This is a genomic window from Bradyrhizobium arachidis (assembly GCF_024758505.1).
Lineage (GTDB): Bacteria > Pseudomonadota > Alphaproteobacteria > Rhizobiales > Xanthobacteraceae > Bradyrhizobium > Bradyrhizobium manausense_C.
This window is the reverse complement of the sequence record NZ_CP077970.1, coordinates 9,276,851-9,296,171: the sequence shown is the minus strand read 5'-3', so window position 1 is coordinate 9,296,171 and position 19,321 is coordinate 9,276,851. Positions and strand designations below refer to the sequence as shown.

The 19,321-nt window shown below is 65.1% G+C and carries 20 protein-coding genes; 9 read left to right on the top strand and 11 right to left on the bottom strand.

Annotation, left to right across the window (positions count from 1 at the left end; all coding sequences use genetic code 11):
- Nucleotides 1-192: 192 nt before the first annotated feature.
- From KUF59_RS43365 to yddG, 3 genes are all read left to right on the top strand, one after another.
- Nucleotides 193-1,371, top strand: a complete 1,179-nt coding sequence (locus tag KUF59_RS43365; RefSeq protein ID WP_212458154.1) for an acetyl-CoA C-acetyltransferase — start codon at nucleotides 193-195, stop codon at nucleotides 1,369-1,371.
- A gap of 259 nt (nucleotides 1,372-1,630) precedes the next feature.
- Nucleotides 1,631-2,356 carry an acetoacetyl-CoA reductase gene (gene phbB / locus KUF59_RS43360; protein ID WP_212458153.1) on the top strand — a complete coding sequence of 242 codons (726 nt, stop codon included), beginning with the start codon at nucleotides 1,631-1,633 and terminating at the stop codon, nucleotides 2,354-2,356.
- A gap of 169 nt (nucleotides 2,357-2,525) precedes the next feature.
- Nucleotides 2,526-3,407, top strand: coding sequence for an aromatic amino acid exporter YddG (gene yddG, locus KUF59_RS43355; RefSeq protein WP_212458152.1), 882 nt, complete (start codon nucleotides 2,526-2,528; stop codon nucleotides 3,405-3,407).
- On the opposite strand, the gene KUF59_RS43350 is transcribed toward yddG, so the two are convergent.
- From KUF59_RS43350 to gloB, 3 genes are all read right to left on the bottom strand, one after another.
- A complete protein-coding gene (locus tag KUF59_RS43350; RefSeq protein WP_258768058.1) occupies nucleotides 3,404-4,087 on the bottom strand; it encodes a flavin reductase family protein in 684 nt (227 codons plus the stop codon). The genes yddG and KUF59_RS43350 overlap by 4 nt on opposite strands.
- Before the next feature lie 73 nt (nucleotides 4,088-4,160).
- Nucleotides 4,161-4,583 (bottom strand): cupin domain-containing protein, encoded by a 423-nt coding sequence (locus KUF59_RS43345; RefSeq protein WP_212458150.1) that lies wholly within the window; start codon nucleotides 4,581-4,583, stop codon nucleotides 4,161-4,163.
- A 9-nt stretch (nucleotides 4,584-4,592) separates the two neighbouring features.
- On the bottom strand, nucleotides 4,593-5,360 hold the full coding sequence (gene gloB, locus KUF59_RS43340; protein WP_258768057.1) for a hydroxyacylglutathione hydrolase: 768 nt from the start codon (nucleotides 5,358-5,360) through the stop codon (nucleotides 4,593-4,595).
- Nucleotides 5,361-5,468: 108 nt separating this feature from the next.
- On the opposite strand from gloB, the gene KUF59_RS43335 reads away from it, so the two are divergent.
- The gene (locus KUF59_RS43335) at nucleotides 5,469-6,212 is read left to right on the top strand and encodes a methyltransferase domain-containing protein (RefSeq protein WP_212458148.1); all 744 of its coding nucleotides are present in this window, start codon (nucleotides 5,469-5,471) and stop codon (nucleotides 6,210-6,212) included.
- Between the two features lie 77 nt (nucleotides 6,213-6,289).
- Here the strand turns inward: KUF59_RS43335 and KUF59_RS43330 are convergent, their stop codons facing one another.
- Nucleotides 6,290-7,057 carry a DUF4167 domain-containing protein gene (locus KUF59_RS43330; RefSeq protein ID WP_212458147.1) on the bottom strand — a complete coding sequence of 256 codons (768 nt, stop codon included), beginning with the start codon at nucleotides 7,055-7,057 and terminating at the stop codon, nucleotides 6,290-6,292.
- 476 nt (nucleotides 7,058-7,533) lie between these two features.
- The gene (gene prmC, locus KUF59_RS43325; protein ID WP_309500903.1) at nucleotides 7,534-8,412 is read right to left on the bottom strand and encodes a peptide chain release factor N(5)-glutamine methyltransferase; all 879 of its coding nucleotides are present in this window, start codon (nucleotides 8,410-8,412) and stop codon (nucleotides 7,534-7,536) included.
- 379 nt (nucleotides 8,413-8,791) lie between these two features.
- Here prmC and KUF59_RS43320 point away from each other — a divergent pair, with 379 nt between their 5' ends.
- Both KUF59_RS43320 and KUF59_RS43315 read left to right on the top strand, forming a co-directional pair.
- Nucleotides 8,792-9,274 (top strand): hypothetical protein, encoded by a 483-nt coding sequence (locus KUF59_RS43320; RefSeq protein WP_258768056.1) that lies wholly within the window; start codon nucleotides 8,792-8,794, stop codon nucleotides 9,272-9,274.
- Nucleotides 9,275-9,389: 115 nt separating this feature from the next.
- Nucleotides 9,390-9,863 carry a MarR family winged helix-turn-helix transcriptional regulator gene (locus KUF59_RS43315; protein WP_258768055.1) on the top strand — a complete coding sequence of 158 codons (474 nt, stop codon included), beginning with the start codon at nucleotides 9,390-9,392 and terminating at the stop codon, nucleotides 9,861-9,863.
- Between the two features lie 144 nt (nucleotides 9,864-10,007).
- Here KUF59_RS43315 and prfA read toward each other — a convergent pair whose 3' ends face one another.
- The 3 genes from prfA to KUF59_RS43300 all read right to left on the bottom strand — a co-directional run bounded on the left by prfA (nucleotide 10,008) and on the right by KUF59_RS43300 (nucleotide 14,960).
- Nucleotides 10,008-11,093: a peptide chain release factor 1 gene (prfA, locus tag KUF59_RS43310; RefSeq protein WP_212458144.1), complete on the bottom strand. Its 1,086-nt coding sequence runs from the start codon at nucleotides 11,091-11,093 to the stop codon at nucleotides 10,008-10,010.
- Between the two features lie 58 nt (nucleotides 11,094-11,151).
- On the bottom strand, nucleotides 11,152-13,419 hold the full coding sequence (gene ptsP / locus KUF59_RS43305) for a phosphoenolpyruvate--protein phosphotransferase (RefSeq protein WP_258768054.1): 2,268 nt from the start codon (nucleotides 13,417-13,419) through the stop codon (nucleotides 11,152-11,154).
- A gap of 284 nt (nucleotides 13,420-13,703) precedes the next feature.
- On the bottom strand, nucleotides 13,704-14,960 hold the full coding sequence (locus KUF59_RS43300) for an aspartate kinase (protein ID WP_258768053.1): 1,257 nt from the start codon (nucleotides 14,958-14,960) through the stop codon (nucleotides 13,704-13,706).
- Between the two features lie 149 nt (nucleotides 14,961-15,109).
- Between KUF59_RS43300 and KUF59_RS43295 the strand changes: the two genes are divergently transcribed.
- From KUF59_RS43295 to KUF59_RS43285, 3 genes are all read left to right on the top strand, one after another.
- Nucleotides 15,110-15,577: a PH domain-containing protein gene (locus KUF59_RS43295; protein ID WP_212458141.1), complete on the top strand. Its 468-nt coding sequence runs from the start codon at nucleotides 15,110-15,112 to the stop codon at nucleotides 15,575-15,577.
- 15 nt (nucleotides 15,578-15,592) lie between these two features.
- Nucleotides 15,593-16,366, top strand: coding sequence for a bifunctional 2-polyprenyl-6-hydroxyphenol methylase/3-demethylubiquinol 3-O-methyltransferase UbiG (gene ubiG / locus KUF59_RS43290; RefSeq protein WP_212458140.1), 774 nt, complete (start codon nucleotides 15,593-15,595; stop codon nucleotides 16,364-16,366).
- A 288-nt stretch (nucleotides 16,367-16,654) separates the two neighbouring features.
- Nucleotides 16,655-17,554 carry an EamA family transporter gene (locus KUF59_RS43285; protein WP_258770090.1) on the top strand — a complete coding sequence of 300 codons (900 nt, stop codon included), beginning with the start codon at nucleotides 16,655-16,657 and terminating at the stop codon, nucleotides 17,552-17,554.
- Nucleotides 17,555-17,651: 97 nt separating this feature from the next.
- Here the strand turns inward: KUF59_RS43285 and KUF59_RS43280 are convergent, their stop codons facing one another.
- Genes KUF59_RS43280 through grxC form a run of 3 tightly spaced genes read right to left on the bottom strand, consistent with a single transcriptional unit; the run spans nucleotide 17,652 to nucleotide 19,293 of the window.
- The gene (locus KUF59_RS43280; RefSeq protein WP_212458139.1) at nucleotides 17,652-18,134 is read right to left on the bottom strand and encodes a DUF1178 family protein; all 483 of its coding nucleotides are present in this window, start codon (nucleotides 18,132-18,134) and stop codon (nucleotides 17,652-17,654) included.
- A complete protein-coding gene (locus KUF59_RS43275) occupies nucleotides 18,131-19,021 on the bottom strand; it encodes a carbon-nitrogen hydrolase family protein (RefSeq protein ID WP_258768052.1) in 891 nt (296 codons plus the stop codon). Before KUF59_RS43275 ends, KUF59_RS43280 begins: the two co-directional genes overlap by 4 nt.
- The gene (grxC, locus tag KUF59_RS43270) at nucleotides 19,018-19,293 is read right to left on the bottom strand and encodes a glutaredoxin 3 (RefSeq protein WP_212458137.1); all 276 of its coding nucleotides are present in this window, start codon (nucleotides 19,291-19,293) and stop codon (nucleotides 19,018-19,020) included. The genes KUF59_RS43275 and grxC overlap by 4 nt, the downstream gene beginning before the upstream one ends.
- Nucleotides 19,294-19,321 lie beyond the last annotated feature (28 nt).

Genomic DNA, 19,321 nt, shown 5'->3' with positions numbered 1-19,321 from the left:
TTAATCGGGGAGCAAAAAGTTGCTTGCGAAACAGCCAAGAACGCTATTTTGAATGCGGTGCGGCGTAAAACCGGTCTCCGGCCGATTGACATGCCGCAACGACGTTAACAGGATGACATTCGAGACTGGCGAACCCATTTCGATCGCTCGCCTGCCCCTTCGAAAAAGAACCTCAAGCCCCAGGAGATGCCCATGTCAGACGATGTCGTCATCGTCAGCGCCGCCCGCACCCCGGTCGGAAGCTTCAACGGAGCCTTCGCGACCCTTCCCGCCCATGACCTCGGCGCCATCGCCATCAAGGCCGCGCTGGAGCGTGGTGGCATCGAGCCCGGCCGGGTCTCGGAAGTCATCATGGGGCAGATCCTGACCGCTGCTCAGGGCCAGAACCCGGCTCGCCAGGCCTCGATCGCGGCCGGTATCCCGGTGGAGAGCCCGGCCTGGGGCGTCAACCAGCTTTGCGGCTCGGGCCTGCGCACGGTTGCGCTCGGCTACCAGGCGCTGCTCAACGGCGATTCCGAAATCGTCGTGGCCGGCGGCCAGGAATCCATGAGCATGGCCCCGCACGCCCAGTACCTGCGCGGCGGCGTCAAGATGGGCGCGCTCGAGTTCGTCGACACCATGATCAAGGACGGGCTGTGGGATGCCTTCAACGGCTACCATATGGGCAACACCGCCGAGAATGTCGCGCGGCAGTGGCAGATCACCCGCGCCCAGCAGGACGAGTTCGCGGTCGCCTCGCAGCAGAAGGCGGAAGCCGCGCAGAAGGCCGGCAAGTTCAACGACGAGATCGTTCCGGTCACCATCAAGACCCGCAAGGGCGATGTGGTGGTCAGCGCCGACGAATATCCTCGCCATGGTGCAACGCTCGAGGCGATGGCAAAACTTCGTCCCGCCTTCGAGAAGGAAGGTACCGTCACCGCGGGTTCGGCCTCCGGCATCAATGACGGCGCTGCCGCCGTGGTGCTGATGACGGCGAAGCAGGCGGCCAAGGAAGGCAAGAAGCCGCTCGCGCGCATCGTGTCCTGGGCGCAGGCCGGCGTCGATCCGAAGATCATGGGCTCGGGCCCGATCCCGGCCTCGCGCGCCGCGCTGAAGAAGGCCGGCTGGAGCGTCGGCGATCTCGATCTGATCGAGGCCAACGAAGCCTTTGCGGCGCAGGCCTGCGCCGTCAACAAGGACCTTGGCTGGGATACGTCCAAGGTCAACGTCAATGGCGGCGCGATCGCGATCGGTCATCCCGTCGGCGCTTCCGGCGCGCGCGTGCTGGTGACGCTGCTGCACGAGATGCAGAAGCGCGATGCCAAGAAGGGCCTCGCCACGCTCTGCATCGGCGGCGGCATGGGCATCGCGATGTGCTTGGCCCGCGACTAAAAAGCCTTGGCTCGCGACTAAAAAGTAACGCGTGCGCTGCACGCGGCTAAAAAGGCGGCGGTTGCATCTCAAATATTCTTCGCAACCGCGTAAGCCTCGACTAAAGACAAACGCCCGGCTCACCGCCGGGCGTTTTGTTCTTGATGTCCGTCAAATGACCCGCATAATCCGTCATTAAAACGATCGCTGAAATCGTCGGAAACGTCGAATTATGCGTTTAAGTAAACGTCCTAAGTAACGTTGAGGGAAGGAATACAATATGGCACGTGTCGCATTGGTCACGGGTGGTACGCGGGGCATCGGTGCTGCAATCAGCAAGGCGCTGAAGGCTGCGGGCTACAAGGTCGCGGCGAGCTACGCCGGCAATGACGCGGCGGCGGAGAAGTTCAAGGCCGAGACCGGCATTGCCGTCTACAAATGGGACGTGAGTTCCTTCGATGCCTGCGCCGCGGGCGTGAAGCAGGTCGAGGCCGAGGTCGGCCCTGTCGACGTGCTCGTCAACAATGCCGGCATCACCAAGGACGGTGCCTTCCACAAGATGAGCCAGGAACAATGGAACGCAGTGATCGGTACCAATCTCGGCTCGCTGTTCAACATGTCGCGTCAGGTCATTGAAGGGATGCGTGGACGCAAGTTCGGGCGCATCATCAACATCTCCTCGATCAACGGCCAAAAGGGCCAGTTCGGCCAGGTGAACTATTCCGCGGCGAAGGCCGGCGAGATCGGATTCACCAAGGCGCTCGCGCTGGAGAATGCCAAGGGCGGCGTCACCGTGAATGCGATCTGCCCGGGCTACATCAATACCGAGATGGTGCAGGCGGTGCCGAAGGACGTGCTTGAAAAGTCGATCCTGCCGCTGATCCCGATCGGGCGCCTGGGTGAGCCGGAAGAAATCGCGCGCGCGGTCGTGTTCCTCGCCGCCGACGAGGCCGGCGCCATCACCGGCTCGACGCTGTCGGTCAACGGCGGGCAATACATGGTGTGATGCGGACGCATCACGTCCTCTGATATCAGCCGCGTCGTCATGCCCGGGCTTGTCCCGGGCATCTGCGCATGCACTGTCATTCCGGGATGGCGCGACAGCGCCAGACCCGGAATCTCGAGATTCCGGGCTCGGCTCTTCGAGCCGCCCCGGAATGACAAGGCCTCCTTCGATGACTTCCCGTACCGCCACGCTGATCGGATTGACCGCAATCTTGCTCTGGTCGCTGCTCGCGTTGCTAACGGTTGCGACCGGCACGATTCCGGCGTTCCAACTCGCCGCAATGACCTTCGCGATTGGCGGCCTCGTCGGCCTCCTCACCTGGATCGGACGCAGCGAGGCGGCGGCCAGCCTGCGTCAGCCGCCTGTGGTGTGGGCGGTCGGCATCGGCGGGCTGTTCGGCTATCACGCGCTCTATTTCCTCGCGCTGCGCTTCGCGCCCCCGGCAGAAGCGGGCCTGCTGAACTATCTCTGGCCGCTGCTGATCGTGCTGTTCTCCTCGTTCCTGCCGGGCGAGCGGCTCGCCGTCCATCACGTCATCGGCGCGGTGCTCGGTCTCGTCGGCACGGTGACGCTGTTTGCGGGCAACACCAGTGGCTTCGCACCGGGACAAGTGCCCGGGCTGATCGCAGCCGTCGTCGCCGCCTTCGTCTGGGGAGCCTATTCGGTGCTGTCGCGACGCCTGAAGGCGGTGCCGACGGATGCGGTCGCGGGCTTCTGCCTGGCAACCGCAGCGCTCGCAGCGCTGGTGCATCTCGGCGTCGAGACCACCGTGTGGCCGACAACCACGCTGCAATGGCTCGCGGTGCTCGGGCTCGGCATCGGCCCCGTGGGTGCCGCGTTCTACGCCTGGGACATCGGCATGAAGCGCGGCGACATCCGCGTGCTGGGCGCGGCCTCCTACGCGACGCCGCTGCTCTCGACCGGATTCCTGATCGCCGCAGGCTACGCGAAAGCCAGCGCCAATATCGCCATCGCCGCGATCCTGATCGCCGGCGGCGGCCTGATCGCGGCGAAGGACATGGTGTGGAAGAAGACGGTTAAGTCTGGCTAGAGCGCCGGCCGCCAGCCCGGCGGCCGGTACATCACCTCCGGAATCTGTCCGAGCTCTGAGCGCTGCAGGCGCTGCGGCGTGAGCCCATAGAACTCCTGAAAACTCAGGATCAGCGGCCGCCATTTGTCGGGATCGATGCGGTTGCTCGCACCCTCCATCATGATGTCGGGATGCGCATGCACGCGCGTGATGCGGACCTCGATTGCGGTGAGATGGCCGCGAAACATCGGGTCGTCCTGCGCCATCTCGTGCACATGCGCGACCTTCGCTTCCATCTGCACCGGGCATTCCGCCACGCGCGGCGCGCCGACGGTCTCCGCTGAAACTGCAGTCAGGCCGCTCACGCCGAACTTGTCCTTCTCGTGCCGGTAGCCGCGATAGGCCTTGCTCGGCGGCACGGGATCCGAACCGGTGGTGCGGGCCAGACGATCGACCGCAGCGACGAGATCCGCGGACGGCAGGTTGAGCACGCATTCGCCGCTGCGGATCATGTTCTCGGTGGTCTTTGAATTGCGCGCGAGCCCGAGCACACAGCGCCATCCCACCCACCAGGCCGAGGACATCGGCGCAAGATTGTGCGAGCCGTCCTCATTGGACGAGCCGATCAGGACGACGGGCGTCCCGAAATAGAGAATGGCGGGGTCGATCTGGATCGTCGGGGAACCGAATGTTCCGTGCATGATGCGCTCCTGTTCGTTGCGAGCGCCGTCCTACGATGGGTGATGGATTGATCCCACCCGATTCCAGATTGCGTCACGGCTCCCAGCCCTTCGGCGCGAGCTCGAATTTCGCAAACTCGAAGGCTGGCGCTACGGAGCAGCCGACCAGGGTCCATTCGCCGGTGCTCTCGGCGGCCTGCCATGCACATGCGGGCACGATCGCCTGCGGCCGCTCGCCGCCGAGGAGATCCGTGCCGAGCCGCACCAGGTGCTGCGAGCAGCCGTCATGGGCGATGCGCAGCGTCAGTGGGCTTCCGGCGTAATAGTGCCAGACCTCCACCGCGTCGATGCGATGCCAGTGCGAGCGCTCACCGCGGGCGAGCAGGAAGTAGATCGAAGTCGAGCGCGACCGCCCGTTGGCATCGGTGGTCTGGTCGCGAAACGTCTCGCGATAGTGGCCACCCTCGGGGTGTGGTCGGAGCTCGAGGCGCGCAATGATCTCGGCTGCTGTCGGCATTGGTCCCCGTCAGGACTTGTTCTTGCGTTCGCGCAACTCGCCGAACACGGCGGCGGCATCCGCGCCCCTCATGTGTAGCTTGGTTGCCACCGAGAGTTCATCGGCGCGCAGGAACACGTTTGCTCGCTTCTCATCACCAAGCAGTGAGGGAATGGTCGGCTTGTTCTCGGCCCTGAGCTTCGTCACTTCGGCCGCGCGGGCCTGCAGCGCCGGATTGTCCGGCTCGACCGTGAGCGCGAACTTGACGTTGGAGGCGGTGTATTCGTGGCCGCAATAGAGATTGAAGTCGTCAGGCAGGGCGCGCAGCTTCAGAAGCGAATCCCACATCATCGGGTAGGTGCCCTCGAAGACCCGGCCGCAGCCGATCGAGAACAGCGTGTCGGCGGCGAACACCGTCTTCTCCGCATCGAAGACGTAGGAGATATGATCGAGCGTATGGCCTGGCGTCTCCAGCACGCGTCCGAGCAGATTGCCGATCTTCACGACGTCGCCGTTGACGACCCTGAGGTCGACATTGGCGATCTTCGTCGTCTTGTCATGCGGGGCGACGACGCGGCAGTTATACTTCTGCTTCAACTCGGCAACGCCGCCGACATGGTCGCCGTGATGATGGGTGATGAGGATGTCGGTGAGCGTCCAGCCCTCCCGCTCCAGCGCCTTCAGGATCGGGCCGGCTTCCGGGGCGTCGACCGAGGCGGTCGCCTTGGTTTCCACATCGTGGATGAGATAACCGAAATTGTCGTTTAAACAGGTGAAAGTACGAATTTCGGCGGCCATGACATCTCCATCGCGCTCAGCCCCGTCAGACAAATATGGCGTTAACGCTGCGCAGGCAATGCAATATTCCGCGCGCGGCATCCGCCGCTCGCATGTTACATTGCCGCCATGACCATCGACGTGATTGATCTTCGCGACTTCTACTCGCGCCGCCTCGGCATCGTGGCCCGGCAGTTGATCAATCGCGGCATCAGGCAGCGCTGGCCTGGCGCCGAGGGGCAGCGGGTGCTCGGGATCGGCTATCCCACGCCCTATCTCGGCCTGTTCCGCGAAGACGCCGAGCGCTGCATCGCCTTCATGCCGGCGGCCCAGGGCGTGCTGAAATGGCCCACGGGGCGGCCTGCGCTGGCCGCGCTGGTCGACGAATTCTCGCTGCCGCTGCCGGACGCGGCGTTCGACCGCATCCTGCTCGTCCATGCGCTGGAGATGTGCGACGATCCGGCGGCGCTGCTGCGCGAGGTATGGCGGGTGCTGGCGCCGTCGGGCCGCGTCATGGCTGTCATCCCGAACCGGCGTGGCGTCTGGACCCGCACCGAGAGCACGCCGTTCGGTCACGGCCGGCCCTATTCGCGTTCGCAGATCACCGACCTCCTGCGCCAGACCTGGTTCACGCCGGCGTCCTGGGGCGAGGCGCTCTTCATGCCGCCCTATGCCGGCGGCTGGCTGCTCAAGTCGGCGCTGGTGTGGGAGCGGGCGGGTGCTGCGCTGTCGCTGCCCTTCGCCGGCGTGCACATCGTCGAAGCGACCAAGCAGGTCTATCGCGTCATCCCCGCCACGCGCGAACGCGCGCGGCTGATTCCGTCGCTGAAGCCGGTGCTGGTGCCGTCCTCGCCCGCAGCAACGCGCCGCTGAAAAAGCAAATCCGAAAAGCAAAACGTCCCGGCGGGGCCGGGACGTTTGCAACTCGAGACTCGCACAGAGCGCGTGGCTTACTCGCCCGCCGCGTGATCGTCGCCCTGTCCGGCAGGTGCCGCCTCGCGCTCGGGGCGCGGGCCGTGCGGCCGACGGCGCCGCCGCGGATAGCGCTCGCCACCGCCACTACCGCCACCTTCGAAGCTGCCATTCACCTGCGGCTGCGCGCCGGTGATGAAGGAGGGCAGCCGGTCGACGCTGCCAGCATCGGCAATCACCGGCTGCGGCTGGTTCTGCGGTTGCGGCTGGTATTGCGGCTGCTGCTGCTGACGATGGTCGCGCTCGCGATGCTCGCGGGGCTGCTGCTGATCGCGCTGGTAGGGCTGGTTGTCGCGGTCGCGTTGATGGTCACGCTGGTGATCGCGCTGCTGGTTGTCGCGCATAAAGGGCTGCTGCTGGGGCTGCGGGACGAAGCCCGGCTCCTGGCCGAAGTTGGAGAAATTCTCGCCGTCGTCCTCGCCGTCCTCGCTGCTGGTGCTGACGGGCTCGTCGCCGCGCGGCTGCTGCTGGTTCTGGCGGAACTGTTCCTGGGCGGCGGCGATCAGGCGGAAATAGTGCTCAGCGTGCTGGTAGTAGTTCTCGGCCGCGACCGGGTCGCCGGAGGAGCGCGCGTCACGCGCGAGCTGAAGATATTTCTCGGCGATGTGCGAGGCGGTGCCGCGAATCTTGATGTCGGGTCCGTTGGACTCGTAAACCCGGGTCATCGGGTTCTGGCCGCGCCGGTTGTTATTGTTGTTGTTGTTATTCCGGTTGCGCATCCGCTGCTTGTTTTGACCGTTTCTCATGTCCTGCCTTTAAATCCAGCCCTGAAAGTTAGACGCACTACTTACCGTTGAGAGAGACCGCGGTTGCTGCGGCGCAAGCTTCGCACGCGCACCGCGCGCGGGATGCGGCTCAAGTGCCTGCCCAATCGCCTGCCAATGCCGTCAATCGTCGCGTTCAACAAAGACGCGTTCCCCACGCGCTAGCGCTCATCGCCAGCGAACCCATTCATGTTGCCTGCCGAAACAAGCCCTGCTTTGTTGCGTAAGTCTTCAAGCGCAATATCAGGCTTTCGTTCACTTTGCGGTCGGGAAGCAGCGCAGCTCAATGGGCCATCGCGCTTAACAGGACCTGCGGCTTGGAACCTTCAATACAGTGCAGCTCTCGCCCGAGAGCCCGGCTTTCGCCCGTGGGTCTACGGGGCCGGCACCGATGTTTGATCGGAACGTAGTCGTTCCCACGGGATATTCCAAGAGGTTTTTGCAGCCCAATCGGGCTTTTATGGGGGCATTTTTCGGGCCGACACGGCCCTTGGGATGCCCGCCAGATCAGCCTTGGGCGGCCTCTCGATCCATAACGCGGCAGCCCGCATCAAGGTTTCAATCTCGCCGGCCTGGTCCTGGCCGGCCTCCACGATCAGGGCTCCGCCGGGCACAAGACGCGCGGCCGCCTGCGGGATCAGGGCGCGATAGGCATCAAAGCCGTCGCGGCCGCCGTCGAGCGCGAGATGCGGATCATGCTCGCGAACCTCGCGGCTCAGGGTCGCGATATCGGCGGAGCGGATATAGGGCGGGTTCGACACGATGAGATCGAAGGAGCCGGCGAGCGCATCGACATAGGAGCAGGCGACGAACGCCGCGCGGTCGGAAAGTCCGAGCGCGGCCGCATTGCGTTTGGCCGTGCGAAGCGCGTCCAGGTTGAGATCGGTGCCGACGCCGAAGGCGCCGGGAATTTCATGTAGCAGCGCGAGCAGGATCGCGCCCGACCCCACGCCGATATCGACGATGCGTGGCGGCGGCATTGATGCTGGACGCTCGCGATAGATCTCGAGCGCGCGCTCGACCACCGTCTCGGTGTCGGGCCGCGGCACCAGCGTTGCCTGCGAGAGGTGAAACGGCAGGCCCCAGAACTCCCTGATGCCGAGGATGCGCGCGACAGGCTCGCCCGCCAGCCGTCGCTGCACAATACGCTCCAGCCGCTCCGCTTCGTCGGCGGTGACCTGCCGGTTCGCCTGCGCCACGAGGCCCGTGAGATCGAGGCCGAGCGCTGCGCCGATGAGCATTCGCGCATCGAGCGCGGCCTCCTCGATGCCGGCCGCCGCCAGCCGCGCCACAAGGGCGCGCCGCGCGGTCTCGATGCTGGGACGGGTCTCGGTCACCACTGTGCCTATCTTGCCTGCCAGCGTGGATAGGACGGCAGCAATGCTTGCGTCAACGGAGCCGGCAGCGTTTGATCGCGCGACAGGGTGACCACCATGACTGCATATGACGATCAAAACGTCTTCGCAAGGATCCTGTGCGACGAGAGCCGGGCACGTCACATCCCCGTGTAGCTCTTGCCGCAAGCTTTGCTTGTGATGACCTCAAGTCAATTTCGCCTTTGGTCGAACGACGAAAATTGTCTCGCAAAAACATATCGTGTTACGATCTATATTAGCCTTTATAGGTACGTGACGGGCGAGTTCGGCAGGCGAGATGGTGCGGCAAACGAGAACGGCAGGTGCCAGGACGCAACGCTCCTGGCCACAGGATGCGGAGTTGCTCGCGCCGGACGCGCGCGTCAGGCCCGCTGGCCGGCGCCCGCCGGCAGCCCCGACTCCGCCGAAGCCGGTACCCGGCCCGATGAAGTCGCTGAGCGTGCGCGCGCAGAACGTCCTCAAGGAGCTCGCGGTCGAGCTCACCGGCGAGCAGCCACCGAAGGGGCCGTGGTCGCCGTCGCGCGAGCTGCTTCTCGCACTGTCCGCGGAGCGTCTCGCGACCGCGCGTAATTGCGGCCCGCGCACGATGCGCGAGATCATCGCCTGGGCACAAGGCTGCGGCGTGACGATCCGGCCGACGGTGCGGCCCGGCGGCTCGCTGTCGGAGATGTGGGCCGGGCTTATCGCCAATGCGTCGTCGGGCGCACTGACCAGTGCCGAGATCGTGGGTGCCCTGCAACGGTCGATCAGGCGGAAGAGCGTCCGCATTCCCGTCGCGTTTCAGGTCGTGCTGGTGAAGATTTTGCTCTCGGGCTTCGAGTAGATCCTGAGACGGATAGCTGTGCATCGGCCGGCCGGACGGTTGGTTAGGGGACGCCAACCTTGCTAGTTTCGAACTCCTGTCGCGGGGTGACGGGATCGAAGCAAGGGGTGTGGCCATGGTCCAGTCGAAGCCGAAGCGCCGGACGGCGGCAGTCCCGGCACGGCGCTCGGCCGGCGCGGCGATGCGCGAAGCTGACTACGCGGCGCTGGCGCAATTCCGCTATCAGGTCCGCACCTTCCTGGCGTTCAGCGAGGCCGCGGCCCAAAAGGCCGGCCTGACGCCGCAACAGCATCAGGCATTGCTGGCGATCAAGGGATTTGCGACGCGGGAGGCCGCAAGCATCGGCGACGTCGCGCGCTTCCTGCTGATCCGGCACCACACGGCGGTCGAGCTGATGGACCGCATGGCGAAGCTGAAGCTGATCAGCCGCGGCGCCGATCCCGAAGACGCAAGGCGCGTTCTCGTCAGGCTGACGGCCAAGGGCGAGCAGAAGCTGCAGGCCCTTTCAAGGATTCATCTGGAAGAATTGCGGGCCGCAAGTCCGGCGCTCGGCAAGATCCTGCGATCGTTTCGATCAAGATCGCGCTAAAGCATGATCCGGAAAAGTGCGCAGCGGTTTTCCCTCGCGACAAACGCGGAACGCGTTTGCGCGGAGATCATGCTCAAACAAAGACCTAAAGCGCGATGATGATTCGACCTAACGCCATCGCGCTTTAGACGCGCGGGCCGGCCGCTATGCCGCCGCGCCCTGGGCGGCGAGCTGGGCAGCCTGGTGCTCGGTGGTCAGTGCGTCCGTCAATTCGCCCAGCGCTTCGCCCGAGATCACCTGCGGCAGCTTGTAGAGCGTCAGATTGATGCGGTGGTCGGTGACGCGCCCCTGCGGAAAATTGTAGGTGCGGATGCGTTCGCTGCGATCGCCGGAGCCGACCTTCTCCTTGCGGTCGGCGGAGCGCGCGGCCTCGACGCGCTGGCGCTCGGCGTCGTAGATGCGCGAGCGCAGGATGTTCATGGCGGAGGCGCGATTCTTATGCTGCGAGCGGCTGTCCTGCATCATCACCACGATGCCGGTCGGGATGTGGGTGATGCGGATCGCCGATTCCGTCTTGTTGACGTGCTGGCCGCCGGCGCCCTGCGCGCGCATGGTCTCGATTCGCAAATCATCGTTCTTGATGTCGACGTCGACATCCTCGACCTCGGGCAGAACGGCGACTGTCGCAGCCGAGGTATGGATGCGCCCCTGCGTCTCGGTGTCGGGCACGCGTTGCACGCGGTGCACGCCGGATTCGAACTTCAGCTTCGAGAACGCGCCGCGGCCCTGCACCTCGGCGATGATTTCCTTGTAGCCGCCGACCGTGCCTTCGCTGGCCGAGATCACGTCGACCTTCCAGCCCTGCAGGCTGGCGAAGCGCTCATACATGCGGAACAGATCGCCTGCGAACAGCGAGGCCTCGTCGCCGCCGGTGCCGGCGCGGATTTCCAGCACCACGTTGCGGTCGTCCATGGCGTCCTTGGGCAACAGCGCGACGCGGATCTTCTGCACGAGCTCCTCGATCTTCGGCGTCAGCTCGTCGCGCTCGGCTTCCGCCATGCCGCGCATCTCGGCATCGGTCGCGGGATCGGCGATCAGCGCCTCGGTGTCGGCGAGTTCCTTGACGGCAGCACGATAGGTCTTCACCGCCTCGATCAGCGGGGCGATCTCGGCGAGCTCGCGAGTGATCTGCACGTAGCGTTCGGAGGAGAGCTGGCCGAGCGATTCGGCCTCGAGCGAAGCGTGATGCGCGAGCAGAACGTCCAGTTTGGCTTCAGGGAGTGACGACATCGGTTCAGTCTCAATGGCGGAAAAGGGGGCGGAGGCGGGATCGACAGAAGCCGGCCCGCTACAACGACAGCCCCTCGGCTTCCGCAAACTCCGTCAACTTCTGCCGGATCGAGACGGTGCCGGCCGGCGCATCCAGGAGCGGGCCGAGCATCGCCTCGGCCTTTTTAGCGTCGAGGTCGATGATCATCGCCTTCACGGGCCCAAGCGCCGTCGCCGACAGCGACAGCGAGCGATAGCCCATCGCAATCAGTGCCAGCGCGCCGAGCGGCTTTGAGGCCATCTCGCCGCACAGCGATACCGACTTCTTCGCCGCGTTCGACTTGCGCGCGATCTCGCGCAGCACGCGCAGGATCGGCGCCGACATGGTGTCGAAGCGCTCGGACACTTTTGCGTTGCCGCGGTCGACCGCGAACAGGAACTGGAACAGGTCGTTCGACCCGACCGAGATGAAGTCGACCTTCTTCAGGAGCTCGTCGAGCTGGTAGAGCAACGCCGGCACCTCGACCATTGTGCCGATGTCGATGCGCTCGGGCAGCGTATGGCCGTGCTGGCGCAGATAGGTCAGCTCGCGCTCGACCAGCGCTTTCGCCGAATCGAACTCGGCGACCTCCGAGATCATCGGGAACATCACCCGCAGCGCGCGACCGCCGCCGGCGCGCAGCAGCGCACGGATCTGGCCGCGCAACAGGCCGGGACGGTCGAGCCCGAGTCGGATCGCGCGCCAGCCGAGCGCGGGATTTTCCTCGACCACCGCCTCCATGTAGGGCAGCGCCTTGTCGCCGCCGATGTCCAGGGTACGGAAGGTCACGGGCTTCGAGCCCGCGGCATCGAGCACGGTGCGATAGAGCGAAAGCTGGTCGCTGGTGCGCGGCAGGCTCTGGCCGACCATGAACTGCAGCTCGGTGCGGAATAGCCCGATGCCGGCGCTGCCGGTGTCGTCGATATGCGGCAGGTCGATGGCGAGGCCCGCATTGATCATCAGCTCGACCTTCTGGCCGTCCTTGGTGACGCAGGGCAGGTCGCGCAGCGCGAGATATTGCGCCTGGCGGCGGGCACGGAAGCGCACGCGCTCGGCATAGGCAGCCTCGATCTCCTGCGAGGGCCGCACATAGATCGAGCCCGAGGTGCCGTCGACGATGATGGCGTCGCCGGGATCGGCAATGCCGGGCGCGTTCGGCACCTCGCCGACCGCGGGGATTCCGAGCGCGCGGGCGACGATCGAGACGTGCGAGTTGGCGGTGCCTTCCTCCAGCACGATGCCGCGCAGGCGCTTGCGATCGTAGTCGAGCAGGGCCGCAGGGCCCATCGCGCGCGCGATCACGATGGCGTTGTCGGGCATCTGCTCGCGCGACGGCGCGTGGTCCTGGCCGACGAGCTGCCGCATCAGGCGGTAGCCGAGGTCTTCGAGATCGTGAAGGCGGTCGCGCAAATAGGGATCGGTCACGCGCAGCATGCGGGCGCGGGTGTCGGACTGCACGCGCTCGACGGCCGCTTCCGCGGTGAGGCCGGTGGCCACGGCCTCATGCAGCTTGTGCGACCAGCCCTGGTCGTTGGCGAACATGCGGTAGGCTTCCAGTACGTCGCGGTGCTCGCCGCCCTCGGCGACGTCGCCGCGCTCCAGCATGCGGTCGAGGTCGGCGCGCAGCTTCGCCAGCGCCGTGTCGAGCCGCTTGATCTCCTTGGGCAGGTCCTCGGCGATGTAGTCCTTGATGACGACGCGCGGCTCGTGCAACACGACGTGGCCGAGCGCGATGCCCTCGGACAGGATCGCGCCGCTCTTGTGCACGGAATGGCGCGCGGCCGGCTCGAGGCCGGGCTGGGCGAGCGCCGACAATTCGCCTGAAGCGATCAGCTCGGCCAGCACCATGGCGGTGGTCTGGAGTGCCTCGAGCTCCTCCTCGACATAGGTGCGCTTGGCGCGGTTCTGCACGACGAGCACGCCGAGCGTGTTGCCGGCGCGCAGGATCGGCGTGCCGAGGAAGGAGTGGTAGATCTCTTCGCCGGTCTCCGGGCGGAACGAGAAGGCCGGGTGGCTCTGCGCGTCGCTCAGGTTGAGCGGGGTGGCTTCGCTGGCGACCAGGCCCACCAGGCCCTCATGGGCGCTCAGCACCGTGTGGTGCACCGCTTCGCGGTTGAGGCCTTCGGTGGCGTAGAGCTCGAGCGTGTTGTCGACGCGCAGCACATAGACCGAGCAGACCTCGGCCACCATGTTGGCGGCGATCAGCACCACGATCTTGTCCAGCCGCTCCTGGGCCGAGACCTGCTCCGCCATGGTTTCGCGGAGCCGTCTCAACAAGACGCGGGGACCTCCCGACGCGCTCCGCATGTGCTGTCAATCTCCTCCATGTGCCGACCGGCAGGTGGCCGGCGGCTGGCCCAAAACTCCAGAAAAACAACGAATTTGCTCGTCCAGCGCCGGTACAAGCCCAAATCTTCTGTCGACTTAGAGCTTGCGCCGAATCAGCGCCACCCGAACTGGGCCCAGTCTGCGGCAGCCCACCCTGTTCGCCGTATAGCGAATTGAGGCTTGTTTTGCCAAGCAAAACGCCTGCCAGAACGCGAAGGTGTGTACACCTTCGCGTTTGCTGCGACCGCTAAGAGAAAATTCGTCTAAACCTGATCGAGACCGTAGAGCGTGTGCAGGGTGCGCACTGCAAGCTCGGTATAGGCGGTGTCGATCAAAACCGAGAATTTGATCTCGGAGGTTGTGATGGCGCGAATGTTGATATTCCGCGCTGCGAGCGCCGAGAACGCCTGGGCGGCGACGCCGGCATGGCTGCGCATGCCGCTGCCGATCACCGAGATTTTTGCGACGTCGGTGGCGCTGTCGAGCCGGGCGTAACCGATCTTGGCCTTGGCGGCGGTAATCGTGTCCTTGGCGCGGGCATAGTCCGCGGCCGGAACGGTGAACGTCAGGTCGGTGGTCTTGCCGTCCTCGGACACGTTCTGCACGATCATGTCGACGTTGATGTTGGCGTCCGCGAGCGGGCCGAAGATCGAGGCGGCGACGCCCGGCTTGTCTTCGATCTGACGCACCGAGATCTGGGCTTCGTCCTTGGAGAAGGCGATGCCGGTGACGACGTGATTTTCCATGATCTCCTCCTCGCTGCAGATCAGCGTGCCCGGCGGCTGATTGGCGTGCGGGTCGATATCCTCGGGCTTGTCGAAGCTGGACCGGACGAAGATCGGCATGTTGTGGACCATGCCGAGTTCCACCGAACGGACCTGCAGGACTTTTGCGCCCTGCGACGCCAGTTCCAGCATGTCCTCGAACGCGATCTTGTCGAGCCGGCGTGCCTTCGGCACGATTCGCGGGTCGGTGGTGTAGACGCCGTCGACGTCGGTGTAGATATCGCAGCGGTCCGCCTTGACGGCGGCGGCGACCGCAACCGCCGAGGTGTCCGAGCCGCCGCGGCCGAGCGTGGTGATGCGGCCCGTCTCGGGGTTGATGCCCTGGAAGCCGGCGATGACGGCGACCTCCTTGCGCTCCTTGAAGCGGTTGATGATCTCGGTGCCGTCGATGGCCTCGATGCGGGCCGAGGCATGGGCGTCGCTGGTCTTGATCGGGATCTGCCAGCCCTGCCAGGAGCGGGCCTGGATGCCCATGCCCTGAAGCACGATCGCCAACAGGCCCGACGTCACCTGCTCGCCTGAGGCGACCACGGCGTCGTATTCGCGCGCGTCGTGCATGGGCGAGGCCTCGGTGCACCAGGCCACGAGCTCGTTGGTCTTGCCGGACATCGCCGACACCACCACGGCAACCTCGTGCCCGGCGTCGACCTCACGCTTCACATGGCGTGCGACGTTGCGGATACGGTCGATATTGGCGACGGACGTGCCGCCGAATTTCATCACGAGGCGGCTCATGACGACGCGTGCATTCCTTCATAAGGATAAGTAAGGTGACCTGCGCGATATGCTGCGGATACCGACCGCGCGTATACAGAGCGGCGCGGCCGGGGGCAAGCGGGTTCCTGCGGGTTCGGGACCGTGCGGGGGATGGGTTTAGCGAGGTTATGGCGCGTTATATCGACGAGATCCTGCAGCCGGGCGAGCGGGTGCTGTATTCGACCAATGCGCACTGGATCTTCTATTTCCCGGCGATTCTGGCCTGGATCGTGGCGCTGGTGCTGTTCGGCATGTCCCGGCAGACCACCGTTGATGGCGTGGTGCTGCTGTGCCTCGTGGCGGCCGGCCTGGCGGCACTGGGCGCCCTGTACTGGACCGTCAAGGGCTGGTTCCATCGCTTTACCACCGAGACCGACGTGACGAATCTGCGGGTCGTGCACAAGACCGGGTTCATCAAGCGGCGGACCTTCGAGATGGCGCTGGACAAGGTCGAGAGCGTCGACGTCAACCAGACCATCCCTGGACGTATTCTCAACTATGGCGACGTGACCATCAACGGCGTCGGCGAGGGGCGTGAGACCATCACCACCATCGCCTCGCCGCTCGCGTTCCGCAATTCGATCACCGCGCGGTAGGACGGCGCGTTCTTCATGAGCATGCAGCAAAATACTTCCGCAACGGCGATGGGCCCGCAGGGCTCGACCGTCGATGCCGCCGAAATCGCAAAATTCTCAAAGCTCTCGGCGGAGTGGTGGGACCCGAAGGGCAAGATGGCGCCCCTTCACAAGATCAATCCGCTGCGCCTCGGCTATATTCGCGACGCCGCCTGCCGCAAGTTCGAGCGCAATGTGCGCAGCCTCAACTGCCTCGGCGGCCTGCGCCTGCTCGACATCGGCTGCGGTGCGGGCCTGTTGTGCGAGCCGCTGTCGCGTCTCGGCGCGCAGGTGATCGGCGTCGACCCCTCGCAAAGCAATATTGCCGCCGCGAAGCTTCATGCCGGCAAGGCGCATCTTTCGATCGACTACCGCTGCACCACGGTGGAGGAGATCGACCCGCGCGAGCGATTTGACATCGTGCTGGCGATGGAGGTGGTGGAGCACGTCACCGATGTCGGCGTTTTCCTCAGCCGCTGCGCCGCGATGCTGAAGCCGAACGGCCTGATGGTCGTCTCGACCTTGAACCGCAACTGGAAGAGCTTTGCGCTCGCCATCGTCGGCGCCGAATACGTGCTGCGCTGGCTGCCGCGCGGCACCCACGAGTGGAACAAGTTCGTCACCCCCGACGAGCTCACCAAGCACCTGCTCGACAACCGCCTCGTCATCACCGAGCAGACCGGCGTGGTCTACAGCCCCTTCGCCGACAAATGGACGCTCTCCTCCGACATGGATGTGAACTACATGGTCGTGGCGGAAGGGATGGTGTGAGGGGCGGTCCGTTGAGGCCACTCTGCTTCCAAACGTTCGGTGTCGTCCTGGCGAAGGCCAGGACCCATTACCCCAGGGAGAAGTTGTATTGCGAACCTCGTAACCACGAGTCTTCGCCAAACCACTCCCTGGGGTAATGGGTCCTGGATCTGCGCTTCGCTTGTCCAGGACGACGGCGGAGTTTGTGGCGAAAGCATCGCTCCTATGACGTGGGCATGATTGACCTGTCGGGCGGCCGGCGGCACGTTGCATCACAAGCTCTCCACCGTCCTCCTCGCCATCCCACCCATGCTCACCGTCACCAGCCTCTGGATTCCCTTCACCATCATTGCTGCGCTCGGGCAGGTCGCGCGCAATGCGATGCAGCGGTCGTTGACCAAGCCGCTGGGGACGTGGGGCGCGACCAATATCCGCTTCCTGTTCGGCTTCCCCTTCTCGGTGCTGTTTCTTGGCGTCGTGCTGGTCGTCTCCGGCGACCATCTCAGCGCGCCACCGGGTGCGTTCTGGCCGTGGCTGCTGCTCGGTGCGCTCAGCCAGATCGTCGCGACCGGCTTGATGCTGCTCGCCATGAACGAGCGCTCTTTCGTGGTGACGACGGCGTATCTCAAGACCGAAGCGATCCAGACCGCGATCTTCGGCTTCGTCTTCCTCGGCGATCATCTCACCTGGCTGAAGGTGCTGGCGATCGTGATCGCGACAATCGGTGTTGTCATCACGGCGCTGCGGCCGGGCGGGGAGAAGAGTTTTGCCGAGTTGAAGCCGACCGTCATCGGCCTCGTCGCGGCCGCGGCGTTCGCGCTCTCCGCGATCGGTTTCCGCGGCGCCATCATCACCGTACCGAACGTCTCCTTCGTAACGGCCTCGTCGTTCACGCTGGTGCTCGGCCTGTTCGTGCAGACGCTGGTGTTGACGGTCTATCTGCTCTGGCGCGCGCCGGAGGTGCTGCGGGCCATCCTCGGCCTCTGGAAGCCGTCGATGCTCGCCGGCTTCATGGGCGCCTTCGCCTCGCAATTCTGGTTCCTGTCGTTCGCGCTGACGGCCGCCGCCAATGTCCGCACGCTGGCGCTGGTCGAGGTGCTGTTCGCGCAGGGCGTTGCCTACTACTCGTTCAAGCAGCCGCTCGCACCGCGCGAGCTCATCGGCATCGTGCTGATCGTGATCGGCGTCGCGGTGCTGGTGGGTGTGTAACTGCCGTCATTCCGGGGCGATGCGTAGCATCGAACCCGGAATCTCGAGATCCCGGGTCTGGTCCTTCGGACCATCCCGGGATGACGCGCTTCGCGCGTCAATTGCGGTCTTCCGGCAGCGTCGGCAGGGGCGAGACTTCGATGCCTTCGTCGATCAGCGCCTTGGCCTCGTCGGGCGAGGCCTCGCCATAGATCGGGCGGTGCTCCTTGTCGCCGTAATGCATCGCGCGGGCTTCGTTGGGAAAGCGCTCGCCGACATTGTCGGCGTTCTTCACGATGTGGTCGCGCAGCTCCTTCAGCTTGCTGCGCAGCTCGCGCTCCTGCGCCATCATCAGCGACGTCGGCGCTGATGATGCAGCCTCGGGCGTGGTGGCGGCGACGGCCTCGGGCGGCGGCGCGGCACGGCCGCGACCCTTCTTGCCGACGATGCGCGGCGCCATGATCGCCTTGTCGACCTTGGTCGAGTTGCAGATCGGGCAGGTCACGAGCTTGCGCTTGACCTGCGACTCGTAGGCCGACGAGCTCTGGAACCAGCTCTCGAACTCGTGGTCGCGGTCGCAGCGGAGCGCGTAGCGGATCATGCCGATCCCCGTACCAGATGCAGATGGTCCGGCCCCGCCTTGGGGTCGGCAACGCCAAAACGGCGGCCATGCTGGAGCGACGGAATGGCTCGCCGTGCGGTCTCGACCTTGGCAGGGTCGATTCTGGCCATGATGATGCCGGGCTCGACGTCGCCCTCGGCGAGGATCTCGCCCCAGGGATCGATGATCAGCGAGTGGCCATAGGTCTCGCGCTTGTTCTCGTGCAGGCCCGCCTGGGCTGCGGCGAACACAAAGCAGCCGGTTTCGATCGCGCGCGAGCGCAGCAGCACATGCCAATGCGCCTCGCCGGTCTTGCGGGTGAAGGCCGAGGGCACCGTGAGGAAGAACGCGCCGGCCTCAGCCAGCGCGCGGTAGAGCGCAGGGAAGCGCACGTCGTAGCAAATGGTGAGTCCGACGCGCCCCCAGGGCAGGTCGGAGATCACGGCCGTCTCGCCGGGCTGATAATTCGCGGATTCGCGGTAGCTCTCGCCGTCCGGCAGCTCGATGTCGAACATGTGGATCTTGTCGTAGCTCGCGAGCACGCCGCCGTCGGGCCCGATCAGGAAGGAGCGGTTGACCGCCTTCTCCGGCGAGAAGCGCAGCGCCAGCGAGCCGACATGCAGATGGATCTTCAGTTCCGCCGCGAGCGCGCGATAGGCCTTGAGCGACTTGTCGTCGTCTTGGCTCGCCAGATGCTCGAACAGCGCCTTGCGGTTCAACTGCATCATGTTGCTGACTTCGGGCGTCTGCACATAATCGGCGCCGGCTGCAACCGCCTGCCGGATCAGCTTGCTCGCCTGCTCGAAGCTCGGCTCGGGCAGAAGCCCGGTCCGCATCTGCACCATGGCAGCGGTAAAGCTGCGGTCCTGCGCTTGATTCTGGCTCATGAGACGGCCTTCACACTGGCGAGCATGGCGTCGAGCCTGCCTGCGCGGTCGAGCCCGTAGAGCTCGTCGCAGCCGCCGACATGGATGTCGCCGATCCAGATCTGCGGAAAGGTCGCCCCGTTGCCGGCACGGTCATACATCTGCTGGCGCCAGGACGGATCCTTGGCGATATCGAACTCGGTGAATGCAGCCTTTTTGCGGGTCAGCAGCGATTTGGCCGCGGAACAATAGCCGCAGCCCGGCCTCGTGTAGATCTCGACGGCAGTGCTCATGTCGTCTGGCGCTCTCATTTCCTGAATT

Excerpts from the sequence above, each read along its gene's own strand:
- KUF59_RS43365 (WP_212458154.1), top strand. The coding sequence starts at position 193 with ATGTCAGACGATGTCGTCATCGTCAGCGCCGCCCGCACCCCGGTCGGA.
- phbB (WP_212458153.1), top strand. The coding sequence starts at position 1,631 with ATGGCACGTGTCGCATTGGTCACGGGTGGTACGCGGGGCATCGGTGCT.
- yddG (WP_212458152.1), top strand. The coding sequence starts at position 2,526 with ATGACTTCCCGTACCGCCACGCTGATCGGATTGACCGCAATCTTGCTC.
- KUF59_RS43350 (WP_258768058.1), bottom strand. The coding sequence starts at position 4,087 with ATGCACGGAACATTCGGTTCCCCGACGATCCAGATCGACCCCGCCATT.
- KUF59_RS43345 (WP_212458150.1), bottom strand. The coding sequence starts at position 4,583 with ATGCCGACAGCAGCCGAGATCATTGCGCGCCTCGAGCTCCGACCACAC.
- gloB (WP_258768057.1), bottom strand. The coding sequence starts at position 5,360 with ATGGCCGCCGAAATTCGTACTTTCACCTGTTTAAACGACAATTTCGGT.
- KUF59_RS43335 (WP_212458148.1), top strand. The coding sequence starts at position 5,469 with ATGACCATCGACGTGATTGATCTTCGCGACTTCTACTCGCGCCGCCTC.
- KUF59_RS43330 (WP_212458147.1), bottom strand. The coding sequence starts at position 7,057 with ATGAGAAACGGTCAAAACAAGCAGCGGATGCGCAACCGGAATAACAAC.
- KUF59_RS43315 (WP_258768055.1), top strand. The coding sequence starts at position 9,390 with ATGGTCCAGTCGAAGCCGAAGCGCCGGACGGCGGCAGTCCCGGCACGG.
- prfA (WP_212458144.1), bottom strand. The coding sequence starts at position 11,093 with ATGTCGTCACTCCCTGAAGCCAAACTGGACGTTCTGCTCGCGCATCAC.
- ptsP (WP_258768054.1), bottom strand. The coding sequence starts at position 13,419 with ATGCGGAGCGCGTCGGGAGGTCCCCGCGTCTTGTTGAGACGGCTCCGC.
- KUF59_RS43300 (WP_258768053.1), bottom strand. The coding sequence starts at position 14,960 with ATGAGCCGCCTCGTGATGAAATTCGGCGGCACGTCCGTCGCCAATATC.
- KUF59_RS43295 (WP_212458141.1), top strand. The coding sequence starts at position 15,110 with ATGGCGCGTTATATCGACGAGATCCTGCAGCCGGGCGAGCGGGTGCTG.
- ubiG (WP_212458140.1), top strand. The coding sequence starts at position 15,593 with ATGAGCATGCAGCAAAATACTTCCGCAACGGCGATGGGCCCGCAGGGC.
- KUF59_RS43285 (WP_258770090.1), top strand. The coding sequence starts at position 16,655 with ATGCTCACCGTCACCAGCCTCTGGATTCCCTTCACCATCATTGCTGCG.
- KUF59_RS43280 (WP_212458139.1), bottom strand. The coding sequence starts at position 18,134 with ATGATCCGCTACGCGCTCCGCTGCGACCGCGACCACGAGTTCGAGAGC.
- KUF59_RS43275 (WP_258768052.1), bottom strand. The coding sequence starts at position 19,021 with ATGAGCCAGAATCAAGCGCAGGACCGCAGCTTTACCGCTGCCATGGTG.
- grxC (WP_212458137.1), bottom strand. The coding sequence starts at position 19,293 with ATGAGCACTGCCGTCGAGATCTACACGAGGCCGGGCTGCGGCTATTGT.